Below are 22,709 nucleotides of genomic sequence, written 5' to 3' on the forward strand. Positions count from 1 at the left end.
TTCACTTTTGCGCTGCCTTGATCATGTTGCGGGCGATGACGATCTGCTGGATCTGCGTCGTGCCTTCATAGATGCGGAACAGGCGCACGTCGCGGTAGAAACGCTCGGCCGCGTATTCACTGATGTAGCCGGCGCCGCCGTGGATCTGCACGGAGCGGTCAGCGACCCTGCCGCACATTTCGGAGGCGAACAGCTTGCAGCACGATGCTTCCGTCGAAATGTCTTCCTTGTTGTCGCGCCGGCGCGCCGCGTCGAGCACCATGCTGCGCGCCGCGTAAATCTCCGCCTTGCTGTCGGCCAGCATGGCCTGGATCAGCTGGAATTCCGCGATGGCCTGGCCGAACTGCTGGCGCTCCATCGCATACGCGAGGGCGTCGGCCAGCATGCGCTCGGCCGCGCCCACGCAGACGGCGGCGATGTGCAGGCGGCCCTTGTCGAGCACTTTCATGGCCGTCTTGAAGCCCACGCCTTCCTTGCCGCCGATGATGTTCGCGGCCGGCACACGGCAGTTTTCAAAGATGACGTCGCAGGTATGTGCGCCTTGCTGGCCCATTTTTTTATCAATCTTGCCCAGCGAGAGGCCCGGCGTGTCCTTTTCCACGATGAAGGCGGAAATGGCCGAGGCGCCCCGCTTGACGGGATCCGTGCGGGCCATCACGGTAAAAATGCTCGCTTCGGGCGCGTTGGTGATATAGCGTTTGCTGCCGTTGAGGATATAAAAGTCGCCGTCGCGCACGGCAGTCGTGCGCAGGGACGCCGCGTCGGAGCCCGATCCCGCTTCCGTCAGGGCGAACGAGCCGATGATCTCGCCCGCGGCCAGCTTGGGCAGATAGTATTGTTTTTGCGCTTCCGTGCCGTCGATAACGATGCCTTGCGAGCCGATGCCGTTGTTCGTGCCGATCAGCGAGCGGAAGGCGGGCGAAGTGCGGGCGATTTCGAAAGCGACCCTGACTTCCTCTTCCATGCTTAGTTCCAGGCCGCCGTAGGCTTCCGGGATGGACAGGCCGAACAGGCCCAGTTCGCGCATCTGCGCCACGATGGCGGGCGGGATCGTATCCGTTTCGGCCACCAGCGCCTCGTTCGGCACCAGCACTTCGCGCACGAAACGGGCGATGCTGTCGAGCAGGATGTTCAGGGTTTCTTCGTCGCGTATCATCGGTTTCCTCGGCGCTTTGATTTGAACTGTCGTTGAGAGGGGGCGCGCAGTCTAACCGCGGCCCAGGTTTTTTTCCACTGTCTTGACCAGGGCGACCAGGCGCGGTCCCAGGTCCGATTCGAGTTTTTCGCGCGACAGCAGGAAGGCGGGGCCGCCGCAATTGAAGGCCATCACCTGTTCGCCATCGGCACCCAGCATGGGCACGCCCACGGCATGCACATCGTTCTGCCATTCGCCGGCCGAGATGCAAAAGCCCCGGTCCTGGTAATCCTTGAAGCCTTGTTCGATACCGGCCTTGATGCGCGGCCAGCGTTCCGTCTCGTGCACGCGCGCATGGTCCATCAGGTAGTCGCGTTCGGCCTGCGGCAGGATGCACAGCAGGGCCTTGCCCATGGCCGTCGTCATCAGGGGGATGCGCGAACCGACGTCGAGGCGCAGGGTGACGTTGGCGCTGCTGCGGCACGTTTCCACGTACACCATGCTGAGACGGTCGCGCGTGCCCAGCGAAACGGAGGCTTGCGCATGCTCGGCCAGTTCTTCCATCAGCGGGCGCGCCATCTTGCGCACATCGAGGTTCGACAGCATGCGGTAACCGAGGGCCAGCACGCCGGCGCCCAGCTGGTACTTGCCCAGGCTGTCCGAATAATTCAGGTAGCCGAGTTTGGTGAGGGTGTAGGTGAGGCGCGAAATCGTCGGTTTCGGGATGCCCGTGCGCCTGGCCATGTCCGCATTCGACAGGAATACTTCGCCGGGGCGAAAGCAGCGCAGTACTTCCAGCCCGCGCGCCAGCGCGTTGACGAACTGGCGGTCCTTGCCTTCCTCGTCGTCGCTGAAGACGATGATTTCCGGATCTGCTGTGGTCTGAATATTTGTCATATTTGCATTCATTTTCAGGCTCCCTGGAAATCAGTTTGCCTAGCCAAAATCGACGTGTCAACCATTTTGTGAAACATTCGTTCGCACAGCGAAATGCTGTGCTGCATGAATTTTTCTCGGAAAATTGACCTGCGCAGGCGTTTTGGCGCTTGTCGCTTGAGCCTCGTTATATACGTCTGTATATTGCGCTGTTGGGTGACGGCCGCCGCAAGAGTGGCCGCTTTTTTGAGTATCGCTATATGAGACTCTATATAACGACAGTGGAAAGATCGAAACGATGTTGAAACAGGTATTGGCAGGCGCCGTGATGCTGGCGCTGGCGCACATGGCACAGACGGCGCGGGCGCAGCAAATGGCGGGCAACGATGGCGTGGATGCTGCGGCGCCGTTCGTGCTGGGCACGGTGACGGTGATCGGCCAGCGCGAGCAGGCAGGGCAGATGGAACAGCAGGTGGGGTCGCAAGTGAGCCGCGCCGAGATGCGCCGCTTCAACCGCGACAACGTGGGCGATGCTCTGAATTTGCTGTCCGGCGTGTCGCTGTCGACCAATGCGCGCAATGAGAAAACCGTCGCCATCCGCGGCTTCGACTCTCGCCAGGTGCCGCTGTACATCGACGGCATTCCCGTCTACGTGCCGTATGACGGCTATGTCGATTTCAACCGCTTCACCACCAGCGACCTGGCCGCCATCCAGGTGGCCAAGGGTTTCAGCTCCGTGGCCTATGGGGCCAATACCCTGGGCGGCGCCATCAACCTGGTGTCGCGCAAACCGTCCGCGCGGCTGGAAGGCGATACGTCCATCGGTTTCGGCTCGGGCAGCGAGCGCCAGGTGTCGTCCAACGTGGGCACGAACCAGGGCCTGTGGTATCTGCAGGCGGGCGTGTCGTACATCGACAGCGACGGCTTTCCCCTGTCGTCCGATTTCCGCCCGACGGCCACGGAAGATGGCGGCACGCGTAACAACGCCTACCGCAAGGACCATAAATTCTCGTTCAAGGTGGGCCTGACGCCCGATGGCGCGCGGGCGGGCGACGAGTATGCATTGAGCTACTACAAGCAGCATGGCGAGAAGGGCCAGCCGCCATCGACGAATCCCGTCGGCGCGCGCTACTGGCAATGGCCGTACTGGAACAAGGAAAGCGTGTACTTCGTCTCGCAGACGCGCCTGGGCGACACCGAGCGCCTGAAACTGCGCCTGTACCACGACAGCTACGACAATGAAATCACTTCGTACACGAACGGCAGCTACGCGACCCTGAAAACCAGCGGCCAGGGCAGCGTCAGCGGCGGGCGCAGCATCTACAACGACCGCACGAACGGCGGCGCGGTGGAGCTCGAATCGTTCCGCCTGGCCTCACACAGCCTGCGCTTTGTCGCCAGCTACAAGGCCGACGAGCATCAGGAACTCGATGCCAAGGGCGTGCGCACCACCTGGTACAAGGATGCCTTGTGGACCCTGGGCGCGGAAGACAGCATTGCCCTCAATGCGGCGACGGAACTGTCGCTGGGCGTCTCGCGCAATGCACTGCGCCCGGATACCGTCTACAGCGCCGGCAACGCGTATACCTTGCCGGAGAATCAATCGGCCACGGACATGCAGGCGGGCCTGTTCCACAAGATCGGTACTGACGCGAGGGTGTACGCCACGGTGGCGCGCAAGTCGCGCCTGCCGACCCTGAAGGACCGCTATTCGCAGCGCCTGGGCACGTATATTGAAAACCCGAACCTGCGCGCCGAGGAGGCGCTTAATTATGAAGTGGGCTACCAGGCAAGCGTGCGCGGGCTGGCGCTCGATGCCGCCCTGTTCTACAGCGACGTGAAGGACAAGATACAGAGCGTGGCGAATGTGGCGGGCGTGCGCGCGCAGATGCAGAACGCGGGCAGGGCGCACATCAGCGGCGCGGAGCTGGGCTTGCGCGGCCGCGCCGGCGCGTGGCTGGACTTCGGCGGCAATTACACGTACACGGAAATGAAGAACGTCAGCGACCGCGCCATCCGCCTGACGGACGTGCCGCGCCACAAGCTGACGGCGCATGCCGTGCTGCACGCGGCGCGCCAGGTCGATGTGGTGGCCATCGCGGAAGCGAACAGCGGGCGCTGGGTCTCGAACACCCTGGAACTGGGCGGCTTTGCCACCGTCAACCTGAAGGCCGTGTACCGGCCCTTGCCGGCCTTGACCCTGGAAGCGGGCGTGAGCAACCTGGCTGACCGCAACTACGCGCTGGCCGACGGTTTCCCCAGCGCGGGGCGCACCTGGCTGGCCAATGCGCAATACCAGTTCTGATTTTTTGATTGTTCCATGAAAGGACACAGCATGTTGAAGAAAATATTCCTTGGTTTTGCTTCGGCCGCCCTGCTGGCGACGGCGCCCGCATGGGCCGGCCCGGCGCCGGCGCCGGCGCGCGAGCATATGAGCCATGCGCTGACCGTGACGGGCAAGGTGGCAACGCCGTTGACCCTGACAGTGGCCGACCTGCGTCAGCTGCCGCCGGCGAATGGCGGCGAGCTTGCCGTCACGCGCCACAACGGCGACAAGGCCGAGACCATTACCAGTTACAAGGGCGTGCGCCTGCGCGATATCCTCGACAAGGCGGCGCTCGATGCGCCGGGCCATAACGACGTCAAGAAGCTCGCCATCATCGCCACGGCCACCGATGGTTATGCTGTGGTGTTTTCCTGGAGCGAGCTGTATAACGCGCCGGCCGGCGAGGGCGTGATCGTCTACTACGAGAAGAACGGCAAGGCGCTTGACGAGAGCGATGGCGAGATCGCCCTGATCTCGGCCAGGGATATCCGCACGGGTCCGCGCCACGTGAAGTGGTTGAACCACATCGAGGTGCGCAAGCTGGTGGAATGACACGCAGCTGATGGAAAAAACGCGCCGTGGAGCCATCCCCGGCGCGTTTTTTTTATGCCGCCAGCGCTTGCCGCATGGCTTGACCCGCCACGTCGAACAATCCCCGCGCCGCTGGCGTCAGGCCCAGCATGTGCATCGACGCATGGATCATGCCGTCGAGCTGCACGCATTGCGCCGCCACGCCGTCGTCGCGCAAATACCGCGCATAGGCCTCGCCTTCGTCATGCAGCGGGTCGTACTCGCACACCAGCACGGTCGCCGGCGGCAAGTCCTTCAGCGAGGCGGCCCGCAGGGGCGCCGCGTAGGGCTGCGCGCCATCAGCCGGCTCGTTCAGGTAGGCCGACCAGCAAAAGCGCATGGCTTCCCGTGTCAGCGAATGGCCTTCCGCATAGCGCTGGTAGGATGGCGTGTCGAAGGCGAAATCGAGCGCCGGGTACAGCAGCAGCTGGTGCGCCAGCGCGGGACCGGCCTGGTCGCGGGCCATCAGGGCCGCTGCCGCCGCCAGGTTGCCGCCCGCGCTGTCGCCGCCCACGGCCAGCCGTTTCACGTCGATGCCCAGCGCCTCGGCGTGGTCCGCGACCCAGCACAGTGCCGAGTAAAAGTCCTCCAGCGGCACGGGGAACTTGTGCTCGGGCGCCAGCCGGTAGTCGACGGAAAAGACCACGCAGCCGGTGGCGTTGGCCAGCGCGCGGCACGGATTGTCGTACAGGTCCAGCGAGCACAGGCACCATCCTCCCCCATGCGCAAAGACGATGGCCGGCAGCTTCCTGGTCGTATCCGCGCCGGCCGGCACATAGGCGCGCACGGTCAGCGCATGCTCGCCGGGCAGCACGTAGTCCTTGATCGACGCGACGTCTTCCAATGGTCCGTGCAGCTGGCGCAAGCCCGTTTCCGTGGCGGCGCGCAAGTCCGCCAGCGAGGCGGGTGGCGGCGCATCCCTTGTCTCTTCCAGCCAGGCGGCGATCAGCGGGTCGAGGCTCATGCGGGTGCTCCGGCCAGGAAGGGCAGCAGGTGGGCGATGAACGCTTCCGGCTGCTCTTCCATGATGAAGTGGCCGCATTCGGCGACGATGGCGCCCTGCAAAATATCGGCCTTGCCCTGCATGGTCAGCAGGGGCGCGTCATTCGTCGCATGGTCGGCGCCGATGGCCAGCACGGGCATGGCCAGGCTTGTCTTTGCCCGCTCGAGGTTTTGCCGGATGGTTTCCGGAATGGCGCGGTAGTAGGCGAAGCCGGCGCGCAGGGCGCCCGGCGTGGCATAGGCGTCCGCATACACGTCGACGGCCACCTTGTCGCGGCGGTACGACCAGCGGTCCAGGATGAAGCGGATGTATTCGCGTTCCTTGCCTGCCGTGAGCATCTCCGGCAAATCGAGCACCTGGTTGAACATGAAGTGCCACAGGAAGATGTTGTCGGACGGCGCGACAAAAATCGGCGGCGCCGGCGCAAGGCCTGGAATGACGGCTTCCGTCAGCGCCAGTTTCGTCACGGCCTGCGGGAAATCGCTGGCCAGCGCATAGCCGACCCACATGCCGATATCGTGGCCGACGACGTCGTACTGCGCATGGCCCAGGGCCAGCATGGCGCGATGCAGGGTGGTGGCAACGGCGCCCGTGTCGTAGCCGCCGGCCGGGCGTTCCGAGTGGCCGCTGCCGGGCGGATCGATGGCGATCGCCTGGTAGCCCTGGGCGGCCAGGGCCGCCATCACGTGGCGCCAGGCATACCAGGTTTGCGGCCAGCCGGGGATCAGCAGCACGGGTTTGCCTTCTCCGGCGATGACGCAATGCAGGCGCTGGCCGTCGATGCGGACGTAGTCGTGGGTGTAGCTGTCTTGATTCTGATGCATGGTGTTTCCTTGTTAGTTGTGCTCGATGCCGAGCAGGGTATTGATCTGCTGCGCGCTGACGGGGGCGCCGGCGAAGTCGTCGAAGATCTTGTCGGTCACGGGAATGATGTGGGCATTGATGAAGGCCACGCCTTCGCGCGCGCCCACTTCCTGGTCCTTCAGGCAGCATTCCCATTCCAGCGTGGCCCAGCCCGCGTAATCGTTCTGCGCCATCTTCGAGAAGATGGCCTTGAAGTCGACCTGGCCATCGCCCAGCGAACGGAAACGCCCGGCGCGGTTTTCCCACGACTGGTAGCCGCCATAGATGCCTTGCCGCCCCGTCGGATTGAACTCCGCATCCTTCACATGGAACATGCGGATATGGTCCTTGTAGATGTCGATGAATTCCAGGTAGTTCAGCTGCTGCAGCACGAAGTGGCTCGGGTCGAACAGCATCTTGCAGCGCGGGTGGCGGCCCACGCGCTCGTAGAACATCTCGAAGCTGATGCCGTCATGCAGGTCTTCGCTCGGGTGGATTTCGTAGCACAGGTTGATGCCCTGTTCTTCGCACACGTCGAGGATGGGCAGCCAGCGGCGCGCCAGTTCGTCGAAGGCCGCTTCGATCAGGCCGGGCGGGCGCTGCGGGAACGGGAACAGGTAGGGCCAGGCGAACGAGCCGGAGAACGTGCCCATGTCGGTCAGGCCCAGGCGCTTCGATGCCATGGCCGCCAGTTTCACTTGCTCGATGGCCCACTCGGTGCGCGCCGCCGGCTGGCCGTGCAGGTGTGCCGGCGCAAAGCTGTCGCACAGCGCGTCGTAGGCCGGGTGCACGGCCACCAGCTGGCCGAGGATATGCGTCGTCAGTTCGCTGATGACGAGGCCATGGCTGGCCAGCATGGCGACCAGGTCGTCGCAGTATTGCTGGCTGTGCGCCGCTTGCGCCACGTCGAACAGGCGCGCATCCCAGGCGGGGATCTGCAGGGCCTTGAAGCCCATGCCGGCCGCCCACTCGGCGATGGCGGGCAGGGTGTTGAAGGGCGCCGTGTCGGCGGCGAATTGTGCCAGGTGCAGGCTTGGTCCTTGGATGGTTTTCATATCGGCTCCTATTGTTTGTCGATCGACAAAGAATAGGCGAAATTTTCCCTTCGGTCAAGCCCGTGATGCAAAATAAATCGGGAACGCGCCGTGGGCGCCAGGCGTTATACTGGCCGCCACTTCGCAAGCAGAGGATCAAGATGGCAGGAAGACCGAGGGAATTTGACCGCGCGCTGGCGCTGGCAAAAGCGCGCGACGCGTTCTGGACGCGCGGCTACGAGGGTGTATCGATGGCTGACCTGGTGGCGGCGCTGGGCATCGCCTCGGCGCGCATCTATGCGGCGTTCGGCTCGAAGGAGCAGTTGTTCCGCGAAGCCGTGGAATTGTATGAAACGGGCGAGGGCGCCTTTGCCGTGCATGCGCTGGCGGCCAGCCTGAATGTGCGCGACGCGGTGGCGCGCATGCTGGAAGAAGCGGTGCTGCTGTACACGCGCAGCGGCCAGCCGCAAGGCTGCATGGTGGTCACGGCCGCCACGAATACGAGCGCGGAAAACGCGGGCATCGCCGACTGGCTGGCGCAGCACCGCCGCGCACGCACGCAAGCCGTCATCGAACGCCTGCGCGCGGCGCAGCAGGCGGGAGAATTAAAAGGGGCGGCGGACGTGCAGGCCTTGGGCGACTACTATGCGGCCTTGCTGCATGGCCTGTCGGTGCAGGCGCGCGACGGCATTCCGGCCGAACGGCTGCTGGCGCTGATTGCGCCGGCGATGGCGCCTTTGGTGCTGGAAATGCAAAAACCAGACTAGCGTGTCGATAGTCGCCGTGGATGTTTGCTGCCTCAGGTCTTGACGTCGATCAGGCTGCCCAAGGCCTGGTCGGCCGCCTTGACGACATTCGCCGATAAATTAAAGCCGGCCTTGTAGACGAGGTTATCCGTCAGCTCGGACGCGAGGCCCACGCCGTTCGGCCGGCTTTCGGCCGCCTTGGCCGCATTCGCGTTGGCGCCGCTGACGCTTTCGCTGGCGGCCAGCTTGCGCCCTTCGACAGACAGGGTGACGCCTGTGCCGGCCGGGCTGGCTTCCTGGAACTCGGCTTGCTGCGGCTGGAAGCCCGGCGTATTCGCATTGGCGATATTGTTGGCGGCCACATCCAGCGCGCGCTGGTTGGCGGTCAGCCCCGAGGTACCGGTGGTGAGGGCGGATATGGACATGGCAACTCCTTCAGAATGCGCCCAGTTTACTCCCGCCAGCGGGAAAAGTGGTTGGTGCAAGGCAACAATTTTTCTTGCAGGCGGTTGCCGCAAAAAATAGGTGCATCACGTAATTTTTTTATATTGTTCTGTGGCATTTCGCTGCCTAGACTGGCAGGGAAGTCATCCACGGAGTCCGCCATTTTTCACCTGTTTCGTCCTCTTTTTCTGGGTTTTCTGCTCAGCCTGCCTTGCCTGCCTCTGAAAGCCCAGCTTGCTCATTCGTCACTGCCGCTCGATGTGCGCCTGAACGAGCAGGTCATCATGGTGCCGGCCGGCGATGGCTTGCGCGAGATGCTGGAAACGACGGTGTTCCGTCCAGCCGGTCCCGGCCCGTTTCCCCTGCTGCTGATGAATCATGGCAAGCAGGCCGGCCCGGCCCGGCTGCAGGCGCGCGAGCGTTTCATCTATATGGCGACCGAATTCGTGCGCCGCGGCTATGCGGTGATGCTGCCCATGCGCGCCGGCTTTGCGCGTTCCACGGGCGCCTACCGCGATTTCGGCTGTGACATGCTGGGCAACGCCCAGGGCCAGGCGCGCGACATGCTGGCCGCGCTCGCGTATGCGCGCCGCCAGAGCTGGGTCGACCCGGAACGTATCGTCGTCGCGGGCCAGTCGTATGGCGGCATGGCGGCACTGGCGCTGGCCACCCGGGTGCTGCCCGGCGTGCGCGGCGTGCTCAATTTTTCCGGCGGCTTGCGCGTCGACATGCCCGGCTGCGACTGGCAAGGGGCGCTGGCCAAGTCCTTCGCCACCATGGGCGCCTACAACCACATTCCCAGCCTGTGGCTGTATGGCGCGAATGACTCGTATTTTTCGCCGGCCCTGGCGCGGCGACTGTTCAATTCCTTTACCGGATCGGGCGGCCGGGCGCAATTGCTCGCCTATGGTCCGTTCAAGCGCGACGCCCACCTGACCCTGGGCAGCCGCGACGGGGTGGCCGTGTGGCTGCCCGCCACCGAGCGCTTCCTGCAGAAGATCGGCATGCCGGTGCGCCAGGTCTACCGCGTGGCCGAGGCGCCGTCGCCGGCCGCCACGCATTTCGCGCCGCAGGACGATATCGCCGCCGTGCCCTACCTGGAAGAGCAGGGGCGCGCCGCCTACCGCGTCTTCCTGGAGAAAACCGCGCCGCGCGCCTTTGCCCTTTCGGCCAGCGGCGCCTGGGGCTGGGCCGAGGAGGGCGAAAGCCCCGATGTGCGCGCGCTGGCCTCGTGCCAGCGCCGGAGCAGCCTGCCGTGCCAGCTGTATTCCGTCGATGAAAGCGTCGTTTGGCCGGTGGCCGGCGCCAGCGCGAGCGCCGCCGGCGGCGCGCAATAGGCGGGCTGCGCACGATAGTTGTCGCCGAAACGGGGGATGGGCGAATATACTAGGCGAAAAGGGAGGCGTTGCGCTTCCCGTCCGCCCTTATCATCAGCGAGAATTCACCCTTATGGCGTCATCCCCAGAAAACCTCAGCATGGCCGTGTTTTGCGACTTTGAAAACGTCGCGCTTGGCGTGCGAGATGCAAATTACGAAAAATTCGATATCAAGCCCATCCTTGAACGCTTGCTGCTCAAGGGCAGCATCGTTGTCAAGAAGGCATATTGCGACTGGGACCGTTATAAAAGTTTCAAGGGCACCATGCATGAGGCAAACTTCGAGCTGATCGAAATTCCCCATGTGCGCCAGTCCGGCAAGAATTCGGCCGACATCCGCCTGGTGGTCGATGCGCTGGACCTGTGCTACACCAAGGCCCACGTCAACACCTTCGTCATCATCAGCGGCGACTCCGATTTTTCGCCGCTCGTGTCGAAACTGCGCGAAAACGCCAAGCAGGTGATCGGCGTCGGCGTCAAGCAGTCGACCTCCGACCTGCTGGTGGCCAACTGTGACGAGTTCATTTTCTACGATGACCTGGTGCGCGAGAGCCGCCGCACGGCCGCCAAGCGCGACGCGCGCGAAAGCCCGGCTGCGGCCGCCAAGCGTTCGCCGGACGAGGAAGTGCGCCGCAAGGAAAAGTACGAGTCGCGCAAGACGGAAGCGATCGAGATGGCTGTCGAAACCTTCGACGCGCTGGTGTCCGAACGGGGCGACAGCGGCAAGATCTGGGCCTCGATGCTGAAGGAAGCGATCAAGCGCCGCAAGCCCGATTTCAGCGAGTCGTATTACGGTTTCCGTACCTTCGGCAACCTGCTGGAAGAAGCGCAGACGCGCGGCTTGCTGGAATTTGGCCGCGATGAAAAATCGGGCGCCTATGTCTACCGTAGCAGCGGCCTGGTGGCCGTACCCGCTGCCGTGAACGGCGAAGCCGCCAGCGAAGCCATCGTCGCCGGCGAGACGGGCGTGACGGCGGAAGAGGGTAATCAGCGCGAAGGCGGCAGCCGCCGCGATTCGCGCCGCAATGGCCGTGGCGGCCGCAAGCAGAACGAACAACGCCGCGGCGAGTCCGCGCCACAGGCTTTCGTGCCGGTGGCCGACGCGGAAACGGTCGTCGTCGAGCAATATGCGCCGGCGCCGCAGCCGCAAGCGCAGCACGAGGTAGCCGAGGTGGTGGAGCCGGTGGTCGAGCTGGCGACGGAAGAAGGCAACGCCAAGCGCGGTTCGCGCCGCAATGGCCGCGGTGGCCGCAAGAATGGCGATGGCGGGCGTGAAGCGCGTGCCGAAGTTGTCGCCGTCGAGGTGGCGCCGGTGGTCGAAACCATGCCGGAGCCTGTACCTGAGCCTGTACCTGAGCCGGTAGTGGAAGCGAAGCCGAAGGCCAAGCCGCGCACGCCGGCCCGCAAGGCGGCAGCGGCGAAGAAACCGGCCAAGAAGGCGGCTGACGTCGTGGTGGAAGCCGCACCTGTCGTTGAAGCGGCGCCGGTGGAAGTGGCCGTTGTGGCCGAAGACAAGCCAGCCAAGGCGCCGCGCAAGACGCCGGCACGCCGTCCTGCACGCAAGAAGGCGGAAGAAGCTTGATTGACACCCCCAAGCAGGTACTGGGGTCGGACCCTCAGGGTCCGACCCCGGCCTTTCTATTGGGGTGAAGTTGCGTCACCTGGTCCCCAAGCGTGTACGATGAGCCTGTCTTTAACGCGGCAGGCGGTGATGCATGTATTACGGTGAACGCTTCAACAGCATTTCCCATACGGTGGGCGCCGCGCTGGCGGCCATCGGCGGCGTCATCCTGATCGTCGTGGCGGCCCGCACGGGCGATGCCTGGAAAATCGTCAGCTGCAGCGTGTATGCTGCCATGCTGCTCACGCTCTACCTCACTTCCACCCTGTACCACAGCGTGCGCGGCAAGGCCAAGGCCGTGCTGCAGCGGCTCGACCACTGCGCCATCTACCTGCTCATCGCGGGGACCTACACGCCATTCATGCTGGTGACCCTGCGCGGGCCCTGGGGCTGGTCGCTGTTCGGCGTCGTGTGGGGCCTGGCCCTGCTTGGCATCGTGCAGGAATATGTGTACGCGAAAGGCGCGCGCATCCTGTCGCTGGTGATTTACGTGGCCATGGGCTGGCTGATCGTCATCGGCATCAAGCCGCTGCTGGCGGCGCTCGAGTGGAACGGCTTCCTGTGGCTGGTGGCGGGCGGCCTGTGCTATACGGGCGGCATCGCTTTCTATGCCACAGACCACAAGCTGCGCCATGGCCACGGCATCTGGCACCTGTTCGTGCTGGCCGGCAGTATCTGCCATTTTATCGCCATTTTGTTCTACGTTGCCTGACGTTGGCTGCTGCCTTCACTGTTGCCATGATTCCATTATAATGGCGCGATATGTGAAAATAGCGCAACAATGCGGCAATAATAAGGCAACAATGGATATCAATTCGGACGACCTGAAAATTTTCGTCACCGTGATCGACAGCGGCACCCTGAGCGCGGCCGCCGTGCACCTGGGGCAAACCACCTCGGGCGTCAGCCGCGCCCTGTCGCGCCTGGAAGACAAGCTGGCCACCTCGCTGCTGACGCGCACCACGCGGCGCATGGAGCTGACGGAAGAGGGGCAGCTGTTCCTGGACAAGGCGCGCGCCATCCTCGCGTCGATGGAAGACGTGGAAGAGTCGATCCGCATCCGCCGCCAGAAGCCGGCCGGGCGCCTGTCCGTCGATGCAGCCTCGCCCTTCATGCTCCATTGCGTGGTGCCCCACGTGGCCGAGTTTCGCGCCATGTACCCGGACATCCGCCTGGAGCTGACCAGCAACGACCAGATCGCCGACCTGCTCGAGCACCGCACCGACATCGCCATCCGCATCGGCGCCCTGGTCGACTCGACCCTGCATGCGCGCCCCCTCAGTGCCAGCCCGCTGCACGTGCTGGCCACGCCCGCCTACCTGGCGCGCCACGGCACCCCGGCCACGCCGGAAGCGCTGTCCGGCCATGCGCTGCTGGGCTTTGCGCAATATGAACTGGGCAATAGCTGGCCGCTGCGCCACGAAGCCGGCAACAGCCTGCAGATCGTGCCCGCGCTGGCCGCGTCCAGCGGCGAAACCCTGCGCCAGCTGGCCCTGCACGACCAGGGCATCGTCTGCCTGTCCGACTTCATGACGAAGGACGACATCGCGGCCGGCCGCCTGGTGCAGGTGCTGCAGCCGTTCTATACGGGCTACCGCCAGCAGATCCACGCCGTGTATTACCGCAATACGCAACTGGCGCAGCGCATCAGCTGCTTCCTCGAGTTCCTGCAACAGAAGCTGTAAGGCAGGGCATGAAGGCGAAGAGCATGGAGTGCCCCACCTGCGGCGAATATGGCGACCTGCTGCACGCAACGGTCAAGAAGACGGGGCAGGCGGTGATCGTTTGCACGGAATGCGATTTGCTGTGGATGCATCCGCAACAGGACATCGATCCGGCCCGTGCGCTCGACGTGGCGTCGTTTCTCGAGCAAGCGGGCATTGAGCCCGATTGGCAGGAACTGCAATTGGGGGCCAGGGTGCCGCCGCCGGCTACAGCATGACGTGCGTTTCTTCCGCCCGCAGCAGCGCTTCCACTTCGTGCGCGGGCAGCGGCCGGCTGAAGTAAAAACCTTGCGCCTCGTCGCAGCCATGGCGGCGCAGGTAATCGAGCTGCTCGGCCGTTTCCACGCCCTCGGCCACCACGCGCAGTTTTAAATTGTGCGCCAGGGCGATGATGGAAACGACGATGGCCGCGTCGTCCGCGTCGCGCGCCACGTCGCCGACGAAACTGCGGTCGATCTTCAGCACGTCGATGGGGAAGGTGCGCAGGTAGGCGAAGCTGGAATAGCCGGTGCCGAAGTCGTCGATCGACAGCTTCACCCCCAGCGCCTTCATGTCGTGCAGCTGGCTGACGGCCAGCGCCACGTCGTGCATGAACAGGCTTTCCGTCAGCTCCAGCTCCAGGCAGGCGGGCGGCAAGCCCGTTTCCAGCAGCACGTCGGCGATCGACGCCACCAGGTTCGGCTCGTTGAACTGGCGCGCCGACAGATTCACGGCCAGGCGCAAGGTGTCCAGTCCCGCCGCATGCCAGCGTTTTACCTGCGCGCACGCTTCGCGCATGACCCAGGCGCCGATCGGCACGATCAGGCCCGTGTCTTCCGCCAGCGCGATGAAGCGCTGCGGCGCCACCATGCCCAGGTCGGGGTGCTGCCAGCGCAGCAGCGCTTCCACGCCGACGATGCGGCCGCTGGCCAGGTCCACCTGCGGCTGGTAATGCAGCACGAACTGCTCGCGTTCCAGGGCGTTGCGCAGCGCCGTCTCGATGCGCAGGCGCTCCAGGGTGGCCTGGTTCATGGCCGTCGTGTAGAACTTGATGTTGTTGCGGCCCTGTTTCTTGGCGCAGTACATGGCGATGTCGGCCTGCTCGATCAGGTTCTGCGTCTCGCCATTCAGGGTGACGTCGCCGGGGGCGTCGTAGCGCGACATGTCATAGACGGCCACGCCGATGCTGCAGGTGACGAAGAATTCCTTGCCATCCAACAGTACCGGCTGCGCCACGGCATCCATCACGCGCTGCACGATGGCGCCGCTGAGCACTTCGTCCGCCTGTTCGCACAGGATGGCGACGAATTCGTCGCCCGACAGGCGCGCCACCGTATCGCTTTCGCGCAGGCTGGCCTGCAATCGCGTGGCGATGGTTTTCAGCAGCAGGTCGCCGGCCTTGTGGCCCAGGCTGTCGTTGACGAACTTGAACCGGTCGAGGTCAATCAACAGCACCCACAATGCGCGGTTCTTGCGGCGCGACAGGGCCATCGCCTGCGCCAGGCGGTCGCGCAGCAGGGCGCGGTTGGGCAAGCCTGTCAGCACGTCGTGGTGGGCGATGTGCTGGATTTGCTGCTCGGCCAGCTTGCGTTCCGTGATTTCCGAACCCGTGCCCCGGTAGCCGCGAAATTCGCCCAGCTCGTTGAACAGCGGTTCGCCATTGATGCTGAACCAGCGCAGCTGGCCATCGCGGTCCTGCATCGCATATTCGAGGTTGGAAAAGGGCAGGTGCGCTTCCAGGTTGGCGATATGCTGCTTGCCCCAGCGCGAATTGCGCATCTCTGCATTGTTGTCCCAGCGGGTCAGGCCGATGAAGCGTTCCAGCGGCATGTTCGACTTGTCCGTGAAACCGCTGGTGATGTGGGTGAAGCAGAAGTTGGCATCCTGTTCCCAGTACCAGTCCGAGGACAGGGCCAGCAGGCGGCGGAAGCGCTTTTCGCTCTCCTGCAAGGCGCGCTCCGTGCGCTGGCGCGCCCGCACGTCGGCGCTGAGCAGCTCATTGCTGCGTTTGAGGTCGGCCGTGCGCTGCTCCACCAGCAGTTGCACGCGACGCGAACGCTGCGTCAGCGACTGCACGAAGGCGGCCGTCAATACGCTGAACAGCAAACCCGTGATCAGGGTAAACAGGGAGCCCAGATGGTCGGTCAGGAAGGGGCGGGGATGGGCCACCACGCGCACGTGCCAGGGCCGGCCGGCGGAAGCGAAGGCCCGGTCATAATGGCTGTGGTAGGCAAAGTGCAGCCAGCGGGGCAGCGACTCCCAGGCGCCGCCCGGTTCGTCGGCAGGCGCCTGGCCATGCCGGAAGATCAATTGGCGCGGGTCGGCGCCGGCATCGGCGTAGACGCTCAGTTCAAGCTGCGAGTCGCCCAGCAGGTCGGCGCCGGCGAGGATTTTCTGCACCAGTTCCCCGGCGCGCACGATGACCGCCGTATCGCCGATCAATGCCGCGCGCCGCTGCTGTACCGTCTGCAGGGGCACGCCGTGGCGGTACACGGGGCGCACGATGACGAAGCCCTGCTGCGGTCCCTGCGCCAGGGCCAGCAGGCCGGTGGCGGTGGTCTGGCCGCTGACGATCGCCTGTTCCAGCGCGCGCGCCAGCACGCCGTTCGGGCTGACGTTCAGGCCGAAGGCGGGGCGGTTGCCCTGCAACGGTTCGAGGTAGTCCACCACTAGGTAGCTGGCGCGCGTCGTGGCGGGCACGACGACGCCATCGCGCATTTCCGTCATGGCGTAGTCGGGCACGATGCGCCGCAGCCCGGCCTCGAATGCCGCGCGCTGCGCATGCGGCACGATGCGGTGGAAATTGAAGGCCTGGATGAACGGGTGGCGCTGCAGCAGCGGCGTGGTGAAGTCGTGGAACTGTTCCCGTGTGACGGGCACGACGGCGGCAAACAGCTGGTTCGTCGTGGTCAGCACCTCGACGGCATCGTCGAGTCCCTGCTCGATGGCGGCCACCCTGGCGCTGGCGCGCTGCTGCAGGCTCAGGCTCATCTTGTCGTATTCGAGCTGGCTGATGGCGGCGAACAGCACGGCCGTCACGCTGACGCCGCAGGCAAAGGTCAGCGCGGCCGCGGCAGAAATCGACAATGGCAGGCGGCCACGCAGCATGGTTTTTCCTATCTCACTTCATGGATACATGGGTTCGGCGGCGCCTGCCGGCCCCACGCAGGCCGTAGTTTGTCATAAACCACATCCATCATGCTGATTTTGCACCAAATCACTGCTAATAAGCAACAATATCTATGGCCGGGGAGGGCGACTTTCAGTCGCTGCCCGCGCCTGACTGGCGGCGCACACGCCACAACTGCCAGGCCGGCAGCCAGCGGTTCAGGAAAGCCAGGCCGGCCATCCGCCGCCAGCGCACCAGGCGCACCACGCGCACGGCGCGGCCGCCGGCGCCTTGGCCTTGCTCCGGCTTGGCGGCGAAGATGATGCGGTTATTGCCCGCGATGCCGTCGAAGTGGCACACGGCACCGCGGAAGGTGAGCATCAGGCGCGCCAGCATGGCAGGGTAGTGCTCGTCATAACTGAACAGATTGGCCACCAGCACGCCGCCGGGCAGCAGCGCGCGCAGGCAGTCCGCATAGAAGCGAGCGCTGCCCAGTGCCGGCGGCAAGCCCGTCTCGTCATAGCCGTCGAGCAGCAGCACGTCGGCGCAGCCCGGATGCTGGCGGATATAGCTGACGGCATCCGTCTCGATGATGCGCAGGCGCGCGTCGTCGGGCGGCAGCATGAACTGCTCGCGCAGGGCGATCACGTCGGCGCGCAATTCCAGCACGGAGATGCGGGTGTCGGGCAGGTAGCGGTGGCAGAATTTCAGCAGCGAGCCGCCGCCCAGTCCCACCATCAGGATATGCCGCGGGCGCGGCACGAACAGGGTAAAGCACATCATGGCGCGCGCATAGCGCAGCAGCAGATGGTCGGGGCGCGACAGCAGCATTTCGCTCTGGATCATGCCGGGCTGGAATTCCAGGCGGCGCCGGTCGCCACAGGTATGCACCTGCGGGGCAAGTGGGGTGGTGCTTCTGTTTTCCGGCATGGGACGACTTCGCTGAGTGGACTGGGGGAGATGCTTTGTTGCATTCAGAGAAATCTGATAAGCTCCCGTGAGCATACCCGATTAATCCGCGCCGAGCATATATGTAGATGTATACGGCGCGCGGCGGCACGGCCGCGCAGTCGGGCACCATGGAGACAAGCATGTTTTTGGATCACCCCATTATTACGGCGACGAACAGTTTTACGGAGCCTGACCGCATCGAGCGGCTGACGCGCGTGTATGGCTATGCGGCGGCGCTGGCCGACCAGGCCGACAATGTCGGCTTCATTGAAAAAGTGGCGCAGATCCACGATCACAAGGGCACCCTCATCGTGTTCTGGCACGAGGCACCCAGCGACGTGGAGAAGCAGTATTTCGTGCAGGCGTGGGCCAGCAAGGTCGGCGACGGCAGCACCAATGTCGAGCACGAAATCTGACCTGGCGCGCCGCGCCTGCGCATCGATAGCCTAGCCCATGGATATCAAGACCCTGGTACTGGCCCTGGCGCTCGGCAACCTGAGCCTGTGCGCGGCCCTGTTCTTCTTCGAGTACGAGCGCAAGAAGTCGCTCAGCATGTCCACCTGGGCGGTGGCCAAGCAATGCCAGGCCGTGGCCTGGTGCCTGCTGTACTTCCGCGGCGTGCTGCCCGATTTCCTCTCCATCCTGCTCGGCAACAGCCTGCTGTTTGCCGGCATGGCGCTCGATGCGGGCGCACTGTGGCAGGCGGCCGGGCGCAGCGGCTGGCGCCGTTATGTCTTGCCGGCGCTGGGGCTGTCGGTGGCCCTGTTTGCCGCCTGTTATCTGTTCGATGTGGCGCCGCTGCTGCGCAGCGCCGGCGGTTCGCTGATCGTGGCCGGTTTCTTCCTCGCCGGCGTGGCCGCCCTGTGCCTCAAGTGGCGCGAGGCGAGCATGCTGCGCCGTTTCCTCGTCGTCAGCATGGGCTTGCTGTCGTTGCTGATCGCCGCGCGCGGCGTGCTGGCCGCCGCCGTCCCCGATTTTGACGCGGAGCTGCTGCAGCTGGCCGGTTTTGGCGCCCTGTACCTGATGATGCTGACGAATGCTTTCGGCTACCTGCTGCTGTCGCGTGAAAAACTGGGCGGCGAGCTGGCGCGCCTGGAAGTGCTCGATGCGGCCACGGGCGTGCCGAACCGGCGCGGCTTTTACCAGGCGCTGGCGCCATGGATGGCACTGGCGCGCCGGCCTGGCTTGCCGACGGCGCTGGTGGTGCTCAATATCGATCACTTTAAAAGAGTCAACGACAGCTATGGCCATCCGGTGGGCGATGCGGTGCTGAAAACCATCGTCGACACGTGCCGCCAGCAGTTGCGCGACAGCGACCTGATGGGCCGCCTGGGCGGCGCCGAATTCGCCATCCAGCTGCCGCGCACGACCCTGGCCGATGCGCTGATGGTGGCCGAGCGCATCCGCGCCGCCGTCGAAGTGCTGCCCGTCAAGACGGAGCGCGCCGTGCTGCAGCTGACGGCCAGCTTGGGCGTGACGACCATCCGCGCCGAAGACAGCACCGTCAGCCTGTTCAAGCGCGCCGACGAGGCGCTGCAGGCGGCCAAGCAGGCGGGCCGCAACAGGGTAGTGGAAGCGCAGGGTGCCAGCACCCTGGACATTTAATTCAGCCCAAGCCCGCTTACTTCTTGCGCGAGCCGAGCCAGCTGGGTTCCTTGCCGCATTCCTTGGGCAAGAACAAGGCATCGAGGCCGGGATCGCAGCGATGGTCAGGCGCCTTCATCGGCTCGACGGTCAGCCATTCGCTCTTGGGCAGGATCTTTTCTTCGCGTGGTTCCACGGGCGGCGCGGGCGGCAGGCTGTCTTGCCACCTTGGCTCTGCGGCAGGCGCGGGCGCGGTGGCCCAGTTCGCGTTGACCTGCGCTGGCGGTGTGTCCGCGTGTGCGGCGGCGCTCAGCAAGCTGCCCGCGAGGATGAATGCACGCATGGCGGCGCTGTGTACGGAAATCATGGTCTGTCCTTGGTCTGTGCCGCGAGGGCGGGCCTGGCATTATGAAGCCAGCCGGAAGCAAAAACACAAGAAAATTGCAACGGCATGTTACCAAAGGGACTATAGTTACTGGTAGCAAGCAGGTGCATCACAGCAAGGCGCTCGAACGATGAGCAAGGCGCGGGGCGCCGCTACCCGAACGTGTGCATTCCCTAACTTTCATTTAAGCTAAGCAAGTTATGCTATCGAGCGCACGCCAGGCTGCCCTGTGCCGTCCGCACCGCAGTTCCTCTTTCTTACTCTTGCCAGGCCCATAATGAAAATGCTCAAATCCCTGCCTGTATGGCCGCTTGCCGCCCCCGTTGCCGGCTGGCTGTTCCTGTTCGGTTCCACCTTCAATGTCGGCGGCGCCTACCAGATACTGCTGGTGGCTGGCCTGATCGGCAGCGTGCTGGCCGCCGTGTACCACGCGGAAGTGGTGGCGCACCGCATCGGCGAACCGTACGGCACGCTGGTGCTGGCGCTGGCCGTGACCCTGATCGAGGTGGCGCTGATCGTCTCGCTGATGCTGGCCGGCGGACCGGAAACGACAGGGCTGGCGCGCGACACCGTGTTTGCCGCCATCATGATCATCCTGAATGGCATCGTCGGCATCTGCCTGCTGCTGGGCGCCGGGCGCCACAAGGAGCAGACCTTCGGCCTGCTGGGCGTGAGCGCCTCGCTGGCCACCCTGGCGGCGATTGCCGTTTTGACCCTGGTGCTGCCGAACTACACATCGAGCGCCGCCGGTCCCTTCTACAATTCCAGCCAGCTGATCTTCATCGCCGTCATTTCCCTGGTCCTGTACGGCACCTTCGTGCTGGTGCAGACGGTGCGCCACCGCGATTACTTCCTGCCCAAGGAAGCCGTTGGCGATGAAGAGGTGCATGCGGCGCCGCCCACGGCCACCGTCGCCTGGGTCAGTGCAGGCGCGCTGCTGGTGTGCCTGGGCGCCGTGGTGCTGCTGGCCAAGTCGCTGGCGCCCGCGCTGGAGACGGCGATTGCCGCCATGGGCGCGCCGAAAACCCTGGTAGGCATCGTCATCGCCGCCATCGTGCTGCTGCCCGAAGGCCTGGCCGCCGTGCGCGCCGCGCGCGCGAATCGCCTGCAAACGAGCTTGAACCTGGCACTCGGTTCCGCGCTGGCCAGCATCGGCCTGACGATTCCCGCCGTGGTGGTGGTGTCGCTGGCCACGGGCCTGACGATTACCCTGGGACTCGACATCAAGTCGACGGTGCTGTTGCTGCTGTCGCTGATGGTGGCCACCCTGTCGCTGGGCACGGGCCGCACCACGGTCATGCAGGGCACGGTGCACCTGGTGATTTTCGCTGTTTACCTGTTTACCACCATCGTGCCGTAAGCTGCCGCACCGCTGCCGTTTTGTCACAATCCTGTCACGCCGCTGTCATACGATGGGGGTAGTGTGGTAGGATTTTTAAATCGTTTAAATGATTTATATAGTTTAGTAACTGATTTTGCCAACTTTTTCAGTTGGCACAGTAATGACAAGACAAGAGGCCAGTATGTATGCAGCGGTGGACCTGGGGTCCAACAGTTTTCGTTTACACGTCGGCAAGCATGATGGCGACACGATCCGCGTGGTCAAGAGCGTGCGCGACCCGATACGCCTGGCCGCCGGCCTGGACGCCAATGGCGACCTGACCGAAGCGGCCATGCAGGGCGCCCTGGCTTGCCTGCAGCGCTTTCGCGCCATCCTCGCCGGCTTCGAACTCGATGCCGTGCGCGTGGTGGCCACGTCGGCCATGCGCGTGGCGCGCAACGGCGCCGTCTTCCTGCCGCTGGCCGAACAAGCCATCGGCTATCCGATCGAGATCATCTCGGGCGAGGAAGAGGGACGCTTGATCTACATGGGCGTGGCCAATGCGCTGGCCATTCCCGGCGAGCGCCGGCTGGTGATGGATATTGGCGGCGGCTCGACCGAACTGATACTGGGGCGCGGCAACGATATCGAACGGGTCGAGTCGTTCAGCCTGGGTACGGTCAAGCAAAGCCTGTCGTTCTTCATCGGCGGGCGCATCGACGCGCCGTCGTTCGAGGCGGCCATCCTGTCGGCGCGCAGTCATTTCGAGGATGCCGCGCCGCCGTACCGTCCGCAGCACTGGAAGACGGCCTACGGCTCTTCCGGCACCATCCGCACCATCGCCGACATCATCGCCCGCAACAAGCTGGGTGACGGCTTGCTCACGAGCGCCAGCCTCGATGCGCTGGCGCGCCGTTTCATTGAACTCGGCCACACCAGCCGCATCGACATGCCCGGCTTGCGCCCCGACCGCGCCAGCACCATCGTCGGCGGCCTGGCCATCTTGATCGGCCTGTTCCGCGAACTGGCCATTCCCGCCATGACGCCGATCGAGGCGGGCTTGCGCATGGGCGTGATGTGGGATTTGTACCTGCGTTCGACCAAGCGCGACCGCCGCGAACAGTCGGTGCAGGGCTGCATGGAGAAATTCCATATCGACCAGCAGCGCGCCGGCAGGGTGGCCGAGCAGGCGCTGGCCATGTATGCGCAGCTCAAGCCCACGTCCGACGCCCTGGTGAAATGCCTGCGCTGGAGCAGCCTGCTGCACGAGGTGGGCCTGGCCGTATCGCAGACGGGCTATCACAAGCATGCATCGTATATCGTGGAGAACGCGGACTTGCCCGGTTTTACCACGCGCGAACAGAAGACCATGAGCCGGCTGATCCTGGCGCAGAAGGGCAACTTGCGCAAGATCGGCGAAGTGTTGTCCGACCCCGATTTCGCCAAGGCCGTGCTGGCGCTGCGCCTGTCGATCTTGCTCATGCATGCGCGCATCGAAGCCGATTTCAGCGAACTGCGCCTGCGCATGAAGAACCGCATCGAACTCGACATCAAGCGCGGCTGGGTCGCACACCATCCCACCGTGTCGTTCTGGATCGAGAAGGAGCAGGAATTCTGGGATGAGGTCGGGGTCGATTTCACCATCCGCGCCAGTGCCTAGAAGGTCATGCCGTGCGCATGAC

At 64.5% G+C, this 22,709-nt stretch carries 21 protein-coding genes; 12 read left to right on the forward strand and 9 right to left on the reverse strand.

Annotation, left to right across the window (positions count from 1 at the left end; translation table 11 throughout):
* Position 1: 1 nt before the first annotated feature.
* Together LSO07_RS12095 and LSO07_RS12100 are read right to left on the reverse strand one after the other, a co-directional pair.
* Entirely contained in the window at positions 2-1,156 is a 1,155-nt protein-coding gene (locus LSO07_RS12095; protein WP_151094410.1) for an acyl-CoA dehydrogenase family protein, read from the reverse strand.
* Between the two features lie 51 nt (positions 1,157-1,207).
* Positions 1,208-2,032, reverse strand: coding sequence for an IclR family transcriptional regulator (locus LSO07_RS12100; protein WP_070259059.1), 825 nt, complete (start codon positions 2,030-2,032; stop codon positions 1,208-1,210).
* Positions 2,033-2,309: 277 nt separating this feature from the next.
* Here LSO07_RS12100 and LSO07_RS12105 point away from each other — a divergent pair, with 277 nt between their 5' ends.
* Together LSO07_RS12105 and LSO07_RS12110 are read left to right on the forward strand one after the other, a co-directional pair.
* Positions 2,310-4,316, forward strand: a complete 2,007-nt coding sequence (locus LSO07_RS12105) for a TonB-dependent receptor plug domain-containing protein (RefSeq protein ID WP_151094413.1) — start codon at positions 2,310-2,312, stop codon at positions 4,314-4,316.
* A gap of 30 nt (positions 4,317-4,346) precedes the next feature.
* On the forward strand, positions 4,347-4,889 hold the full coding sequence (locus LSO07_RS12110) for a molybdopterin-dependent oxidoreductase (RefSeq protein ID WP_151094416.1): 543 nt from the start codon (positions 4,347-4,349) through the stop codon (positions 4,887-4,889).
* Between the two features lie 52 nt (positions 4,890-4,941).
* On the opposite strand, the gene LSO07_RS12115 is transcribed toward LSO07_RS12110, so the two are convergent.
* Genes LSO07_RS12115 through LSO07_RS12125 form a run of 3 tightly spaced genes read right to left on the reverse strand, consistent with a single transcriptional unit; the run spans position 4,942 to position 7,808 of the window.
* Complete coding sequence (locus tag LSO07_RS12115) at positions 4,942-5,871, reverse strand: alpha/beta hydrolase (RefSeq protein ID WP_151094419.1); 930 nt, start codon at positions 5,869-5,871, stop codon at positions 4,942-4,944.
* Positions 5,868-6,734, reverse strand: a complete 867-nt coding sequence (locus tag LSO07_RS12120; RefSeq protein WP_151094422.1) for an alpha/beta fold hydrolase — start codon at positions 6,732-6,734, stop codon at positions 5,868-5,870. Before LSO07_RS12120 ends, LSO07_RS12115 begins: the two co-directional genes overlap by 4 nt.
* A gap of 12 nt (positions 6,735-6,746) precedes the next feature.
* Complete coding sequence (locus tag LSO07_RS12125; RefSeq protein ID WP_070259049.1) at positions 6,747-7,808, reverse strand: sugar phosphate isomerase/epimerase family protein; 1,062 nt, start codon at positions 7,806-7,808, stop codon at positions 6,747-6,749.
* 140 nt (positions 7,809-7,948) lie between these two features.
* Between LSO07_RS12125 and LSO07_RS12130 the strand changes: the two genes are divergently transcribed.
* Entirely contained in the window at positions 7,949-8,554 is a 606-nt protein-coding gene (locus LSO07_RS12130) for a TetR/AcrR family transcriptional regulator (protein WP_151094425.1), read from the forward strand.
* Positions 8,555-8,586: 32 nt separating this feature from the next.
* Here LSO07_RS12130 and LSO07_RS12135 read toward each other — a convergent pair whose 3' ends face one another.
* Positions 8,587-8,958, reverse strand: coding sequence for a flagellar basal body protein (locus LSO07_RS12135; RefSeq protein WP_034782850.1), 372 nt, complete (start codon positions 8,956-8,958; stop codon positions 8,587-8,589).
* A 279-nt stretch (positions 8,959-9,237) separates the two neighbouring features.
* Here LSO07_RS12135 and LSO07_RS12140 point away from each other — a divergent pair, with 279 nt between their 5' ends.
* The 5 genes from LSO07_RS12140 (at position 9,238) to LSO07_RS12160 (ending at position 13,916) form a co-directional block, all read left to right on the forward strand.
* Complete coding sequence (locus LSO07_RS12140) at positions 9,238-10,314, forward strand: dienelactone hydrolase family protein (protein ID WP_225317282.1); 1,077 nt, start codon at positions 9,238-9,240, stop codon at positions 10,312-10,314.
* A 112-nt stretch (positions 10,315-10,426) separates the two neighbouring features.
* The gene (locus LSO07_RS12145) at positions 10,427-11,935 is read left to right on the forward strand and encodes an NYN domain-containing protein (RefSeq protein ID WP_092610596.1); all 1,509 of its coding nucleotides are present in this window, start codon (positions 10,427-10,429) and stop codon (positions 11,933-11,935) included.
* 133 nt (positions 11,936-12,068) lie between these two features.
* Positions 12,069-12,686, forward strand: coding sequence for a PAQR family membrane homeostasis protein TrhA (trhA, locus tag LSO07_RS12150; RefSeq protein WP_151094428.1), 618 nt, complete (start codon positions 12,069-12,071; stop codon positions 12,684-12,686).
* A gap of 91 nt (positions 12,687-12,777) precedes the next feature.
* Positions 12,778-13,659, forward strand: a complete 882-nt coding sequence (locus LSO07_RS12155) for a LysR family transcriptional regulator (protein WP_034782846.1) — start codon at positions 12,778-12,780, stop codon at positions 13,657-13,659.
* Positions 13,660-13,667: 8 nt separating this feature from the next.
* Positions 13,668-13,916: a hypothetical protein gene (locus LSO07_RS12160; protein WP_092610602.1), complete on the forward strand. Its 249-nt coding sequence runs from the start codon at positions 13,668-13,670 to the stop codon at positions 13,914-13,916.
* Here the strand turns inward: LSO07_RS12160 and LSO07_RS12165 are convergent.
* Both LSO07_RS12165 and LSO07_RS12170 read right to left on the reverse strand, forming a co-directional pair.
* Positions 13,906-16,785 (reverse strand): bifunctional diguanylate cyclase/phosphodiesterase, encoded by a 2,880-nt coding sequence (locus tag LSO07_RS12165; RefSeq protein ID WP_151094432.1) that lies wholly within the window; start codon positions 16,783-16,785, stop codon positions 13,906-13,908. The genes LSO07_RS12160 and LSO07_RS12165 overlap by 11 nt on opposite strands.
* A gap of 154 nt (positions 16,786-16,939) precedes the next feature.
* Positions 16,940-17,716 carry a transferase spermidine synthase gene (locus LSO07_RS12170; protein ID WP_151094436.1) on the reverse strand — a complete coding sequence of 259 codons (777 nt, stop codon included), beginning with the start codon at positions 17,714-17,716 and terminating at the stop codon, positions 16,940-16,942.
* A 161-nt stretch (positions 17,717-17,877) separates the two neighbouring features.
* On the opposite strand from LSO07_RS12170, the gene LSO07_RS12175 reads away from it, so the two are divergent.
* Together LSO07_RS12175 and LSO07_RS12180 are read left to right on the forward strand one after the other, a co-directional pair.
* Positions 17,878-18,153: a hypothetical protein gene (locus LSO07_RS12175; RefSeq protein WP_034782903.1), complete on the forward strand. Its 276-nt coding sequence runs from the start codon at positions 17,878-17,880 to the stop codon at positions 18,151-18,153.
* A gap of 37 nt (positions 18,154-18,190) precedes the next feature.
* Entirely contained in the window at positions 18,191-19,342 is a 1,152-nt protein-coding gene (locus tag LSO07_RS12180) for a GGDEF domain-containing protein (protein WP_070279125.1), read from the forward strand.
* 16 nt (positions 19,343-19,358) lie between these two features.
* On the opposite strand, the gene LSO07_RS12185 is transcribed toward LSO07_RS12180, so the two are convergent.
* Positions 19,359-19,688, reverse strand: a complete 330-nt coding sequence (locus LSO07_RS12185; protein WP_151094439.1) for a hypothetical protein — start codon at positions 19,686-19,688, stop codon at positions 19,359-19,361.
* Positions 19,689-19,983: 295 nt separating this feature from the next.
* Here LSO07_RS12185 and LSO07_RS12190 point away from each other — a divergent pair, with 295 nt between their 5' ends.
* Positions 19,984-21,066, forward strand: a complete 1,083-nt coding sequence (locus LSO07_RS12190; RefSeq protein ID WP_070259032.1) for a calcium:proton antiporter — start codon at positions 19,984-19,986, stop codon at positions 21,064-21,066.
* 163 nt (positions 21,067-21,229) lie between these two features.
* Positions 21,230-22,687 carry a Ppx/GppA phosphatase family protein gene (locus tag LSO07_RS12195; RefSeq protein ID WP_151097539.1) on the forward strand — a complete coding sequence of 486 codons (1,458 nt, stop codon included), beginning with the start codon at positions 21,230-21,232 and terminating at the stop codon, positions 22,685-22,687.
* Positions 22,688-22,709: the final 22 nt, after the last annotated feature.

Source organism: Janthinobacterium sp. PLB04 (assembly GCF_021165895.1).
In the GTDB taxonomy this organism is placed as follows: Bacteria; Pseudomonadota; Gammaproteobacteria; order Burkholderiales; family Burkholderiaceae_D; genus Janthinobacterium; species Janthinobacterium lividum.

Excerpts from the sequence above, each read along its gene's own strand:
- LSO07_RS12095 (WP_151094410.1), bottom strand. The coding sequence starts at position 1,156 with ATGATACGCGACGAAGAAACCCTGAACATCCTGCTCGACAGCATCGCC.
- LSO07_RS12100 (WP_070259059.1), bottom strand. The coding sequence starts at position 2,032 with ATGACAAATATTCAGACCACAGCAGATCCGGAAATCATCGTCTTCAGC.
- LSO07_RS12105 (WP_151094413.1), top strand. The coding sequence starts at position 2,310 with ATGTTGAAACAGGTATTGGCAGGCGCCGTGATGCTGGCGCTGGCGCAC.
- LSO07_RS12110 (WP_151094416.1), top strand. The coding sequence starts at position 4,347 with ATGTTGAAGAAAATATTCCTTGGTTTTGCTTCGGCCGCCCTGCTGGCG.
- LSO07_RS12115 (WP_151094419.1), bottom strand. The coding sequence starts at position 5,871 with ATGAGCCTCGACCCGCTGATCGCCGCCTGGCTGGAAGAGACAAGGGAT.
- LSO07_RS12120 (WP_151094422.1), bottom strand. The coding sequence starts at position 6,734 with ATGCATCAGAATCAAGACAGCTACACCCACGACTACGTCCGCATCGAC.
- LSO07_RS12125 (WP_070259049.1), bottom strand. The coding sequence starts at position 7,808 with ATGAAAACCATCCAAGGACCAAGCCTGCACCTGGCACAATTCGCCGCC.
- LSO07_RS12130 (WP_151094425.1), top strand. The coding sequence starts at position 7,949 with ATGGCAGGAAGACCGAGGGAATTTGACCGCGCGCTGGCGCTGGCAAAA.
- LSO07_RS12135 (WP_034782850.1), bottom strand. The coding sequence starts at position 8,958 with ATGTCCATATCCGCCCTCACCACCGGTACCTCGGGGCTGACCGCCAAC.
- LSO07_RS12145 (WP_092610596.1), top strand. The coding sequence starts at position 10,427 with ATGGCGTCATCCCCAGAAAACCTCAGCATGGCCGTGTTTTGCGACTTT.
- trhA (WP_151094428.1), top strand. The coding sequence starts at position 12,069 with ATGTATTACGGTGAACGCTTCAACAGCATTTCCCATACGGTGGGCGCC.
- LSO07_RS12155 (WP_034782846.1), top strand. The coding sequence starts at position 12,778 with ATGGATATCAATTCGGACGACCTGAAAATTTTCGTCACCGTGATCGAC.
- LSO07_RS12160 (WP_092610602.1), top strand. The coding sequence starts at position 13,668 with ATGAAGGCGAAGAGCATGGAGTGCCCCACCTGCGGCGAATATGGCGAC.
- LSO07_RS12165 (WP_151094432.1), bottom strand. The coding sequence starts at position 16,785 with ATGCTGCGTGGCCGCCTGCCATTGTCGATTTCTGCCGCGGCCGCGCTG.
- LSO07_RS12170 (WP_151094436.1), bottom strand. The coding sequence starts at position 17,716 with ATGCCGGAAAACAGAAGCACCACCCCACTTGCCCCGCAGGTGCATACC.
- LSO07_RS12175 (WP_034782903.1), top strand. The coding sequence starts at position 17,878 with ATGTTTTTGGATCACCCCATTATTACGGCGACGAACAGTTTTACGGAG.
- LSO07_RS12180 (WP_070279125.1), top strand. The coding sequence starts at position 18,191 with ATGGATATCAAGACCCTGGTACTGGCCCTGGCGCTCGGCAACCTGAGC.
- LSO07_RS12185 (WP_151094439.1), bottom strand. The coding sequence starts at position 19,688 with ATGATTTCCGTACACAGCGCCGCCATGCGTGCATTCATCCTCGCGGGC.
- LSO07_RS12190 (WP_070259032.1), top strand. The coding sequence starts at position 19,984 with ATGAAAATGCTCAAATCCCTGCCTGTATGGCCGCTTGCCGCCCCCGTT.
- LSO07_RS12195 (WP_151097539.1), top strand. The coding sequence starts at position 21,230 with ATGTATGCAGCGGTGGACCTGGGGTCCAACAGTTTTCGTTTACACGTC.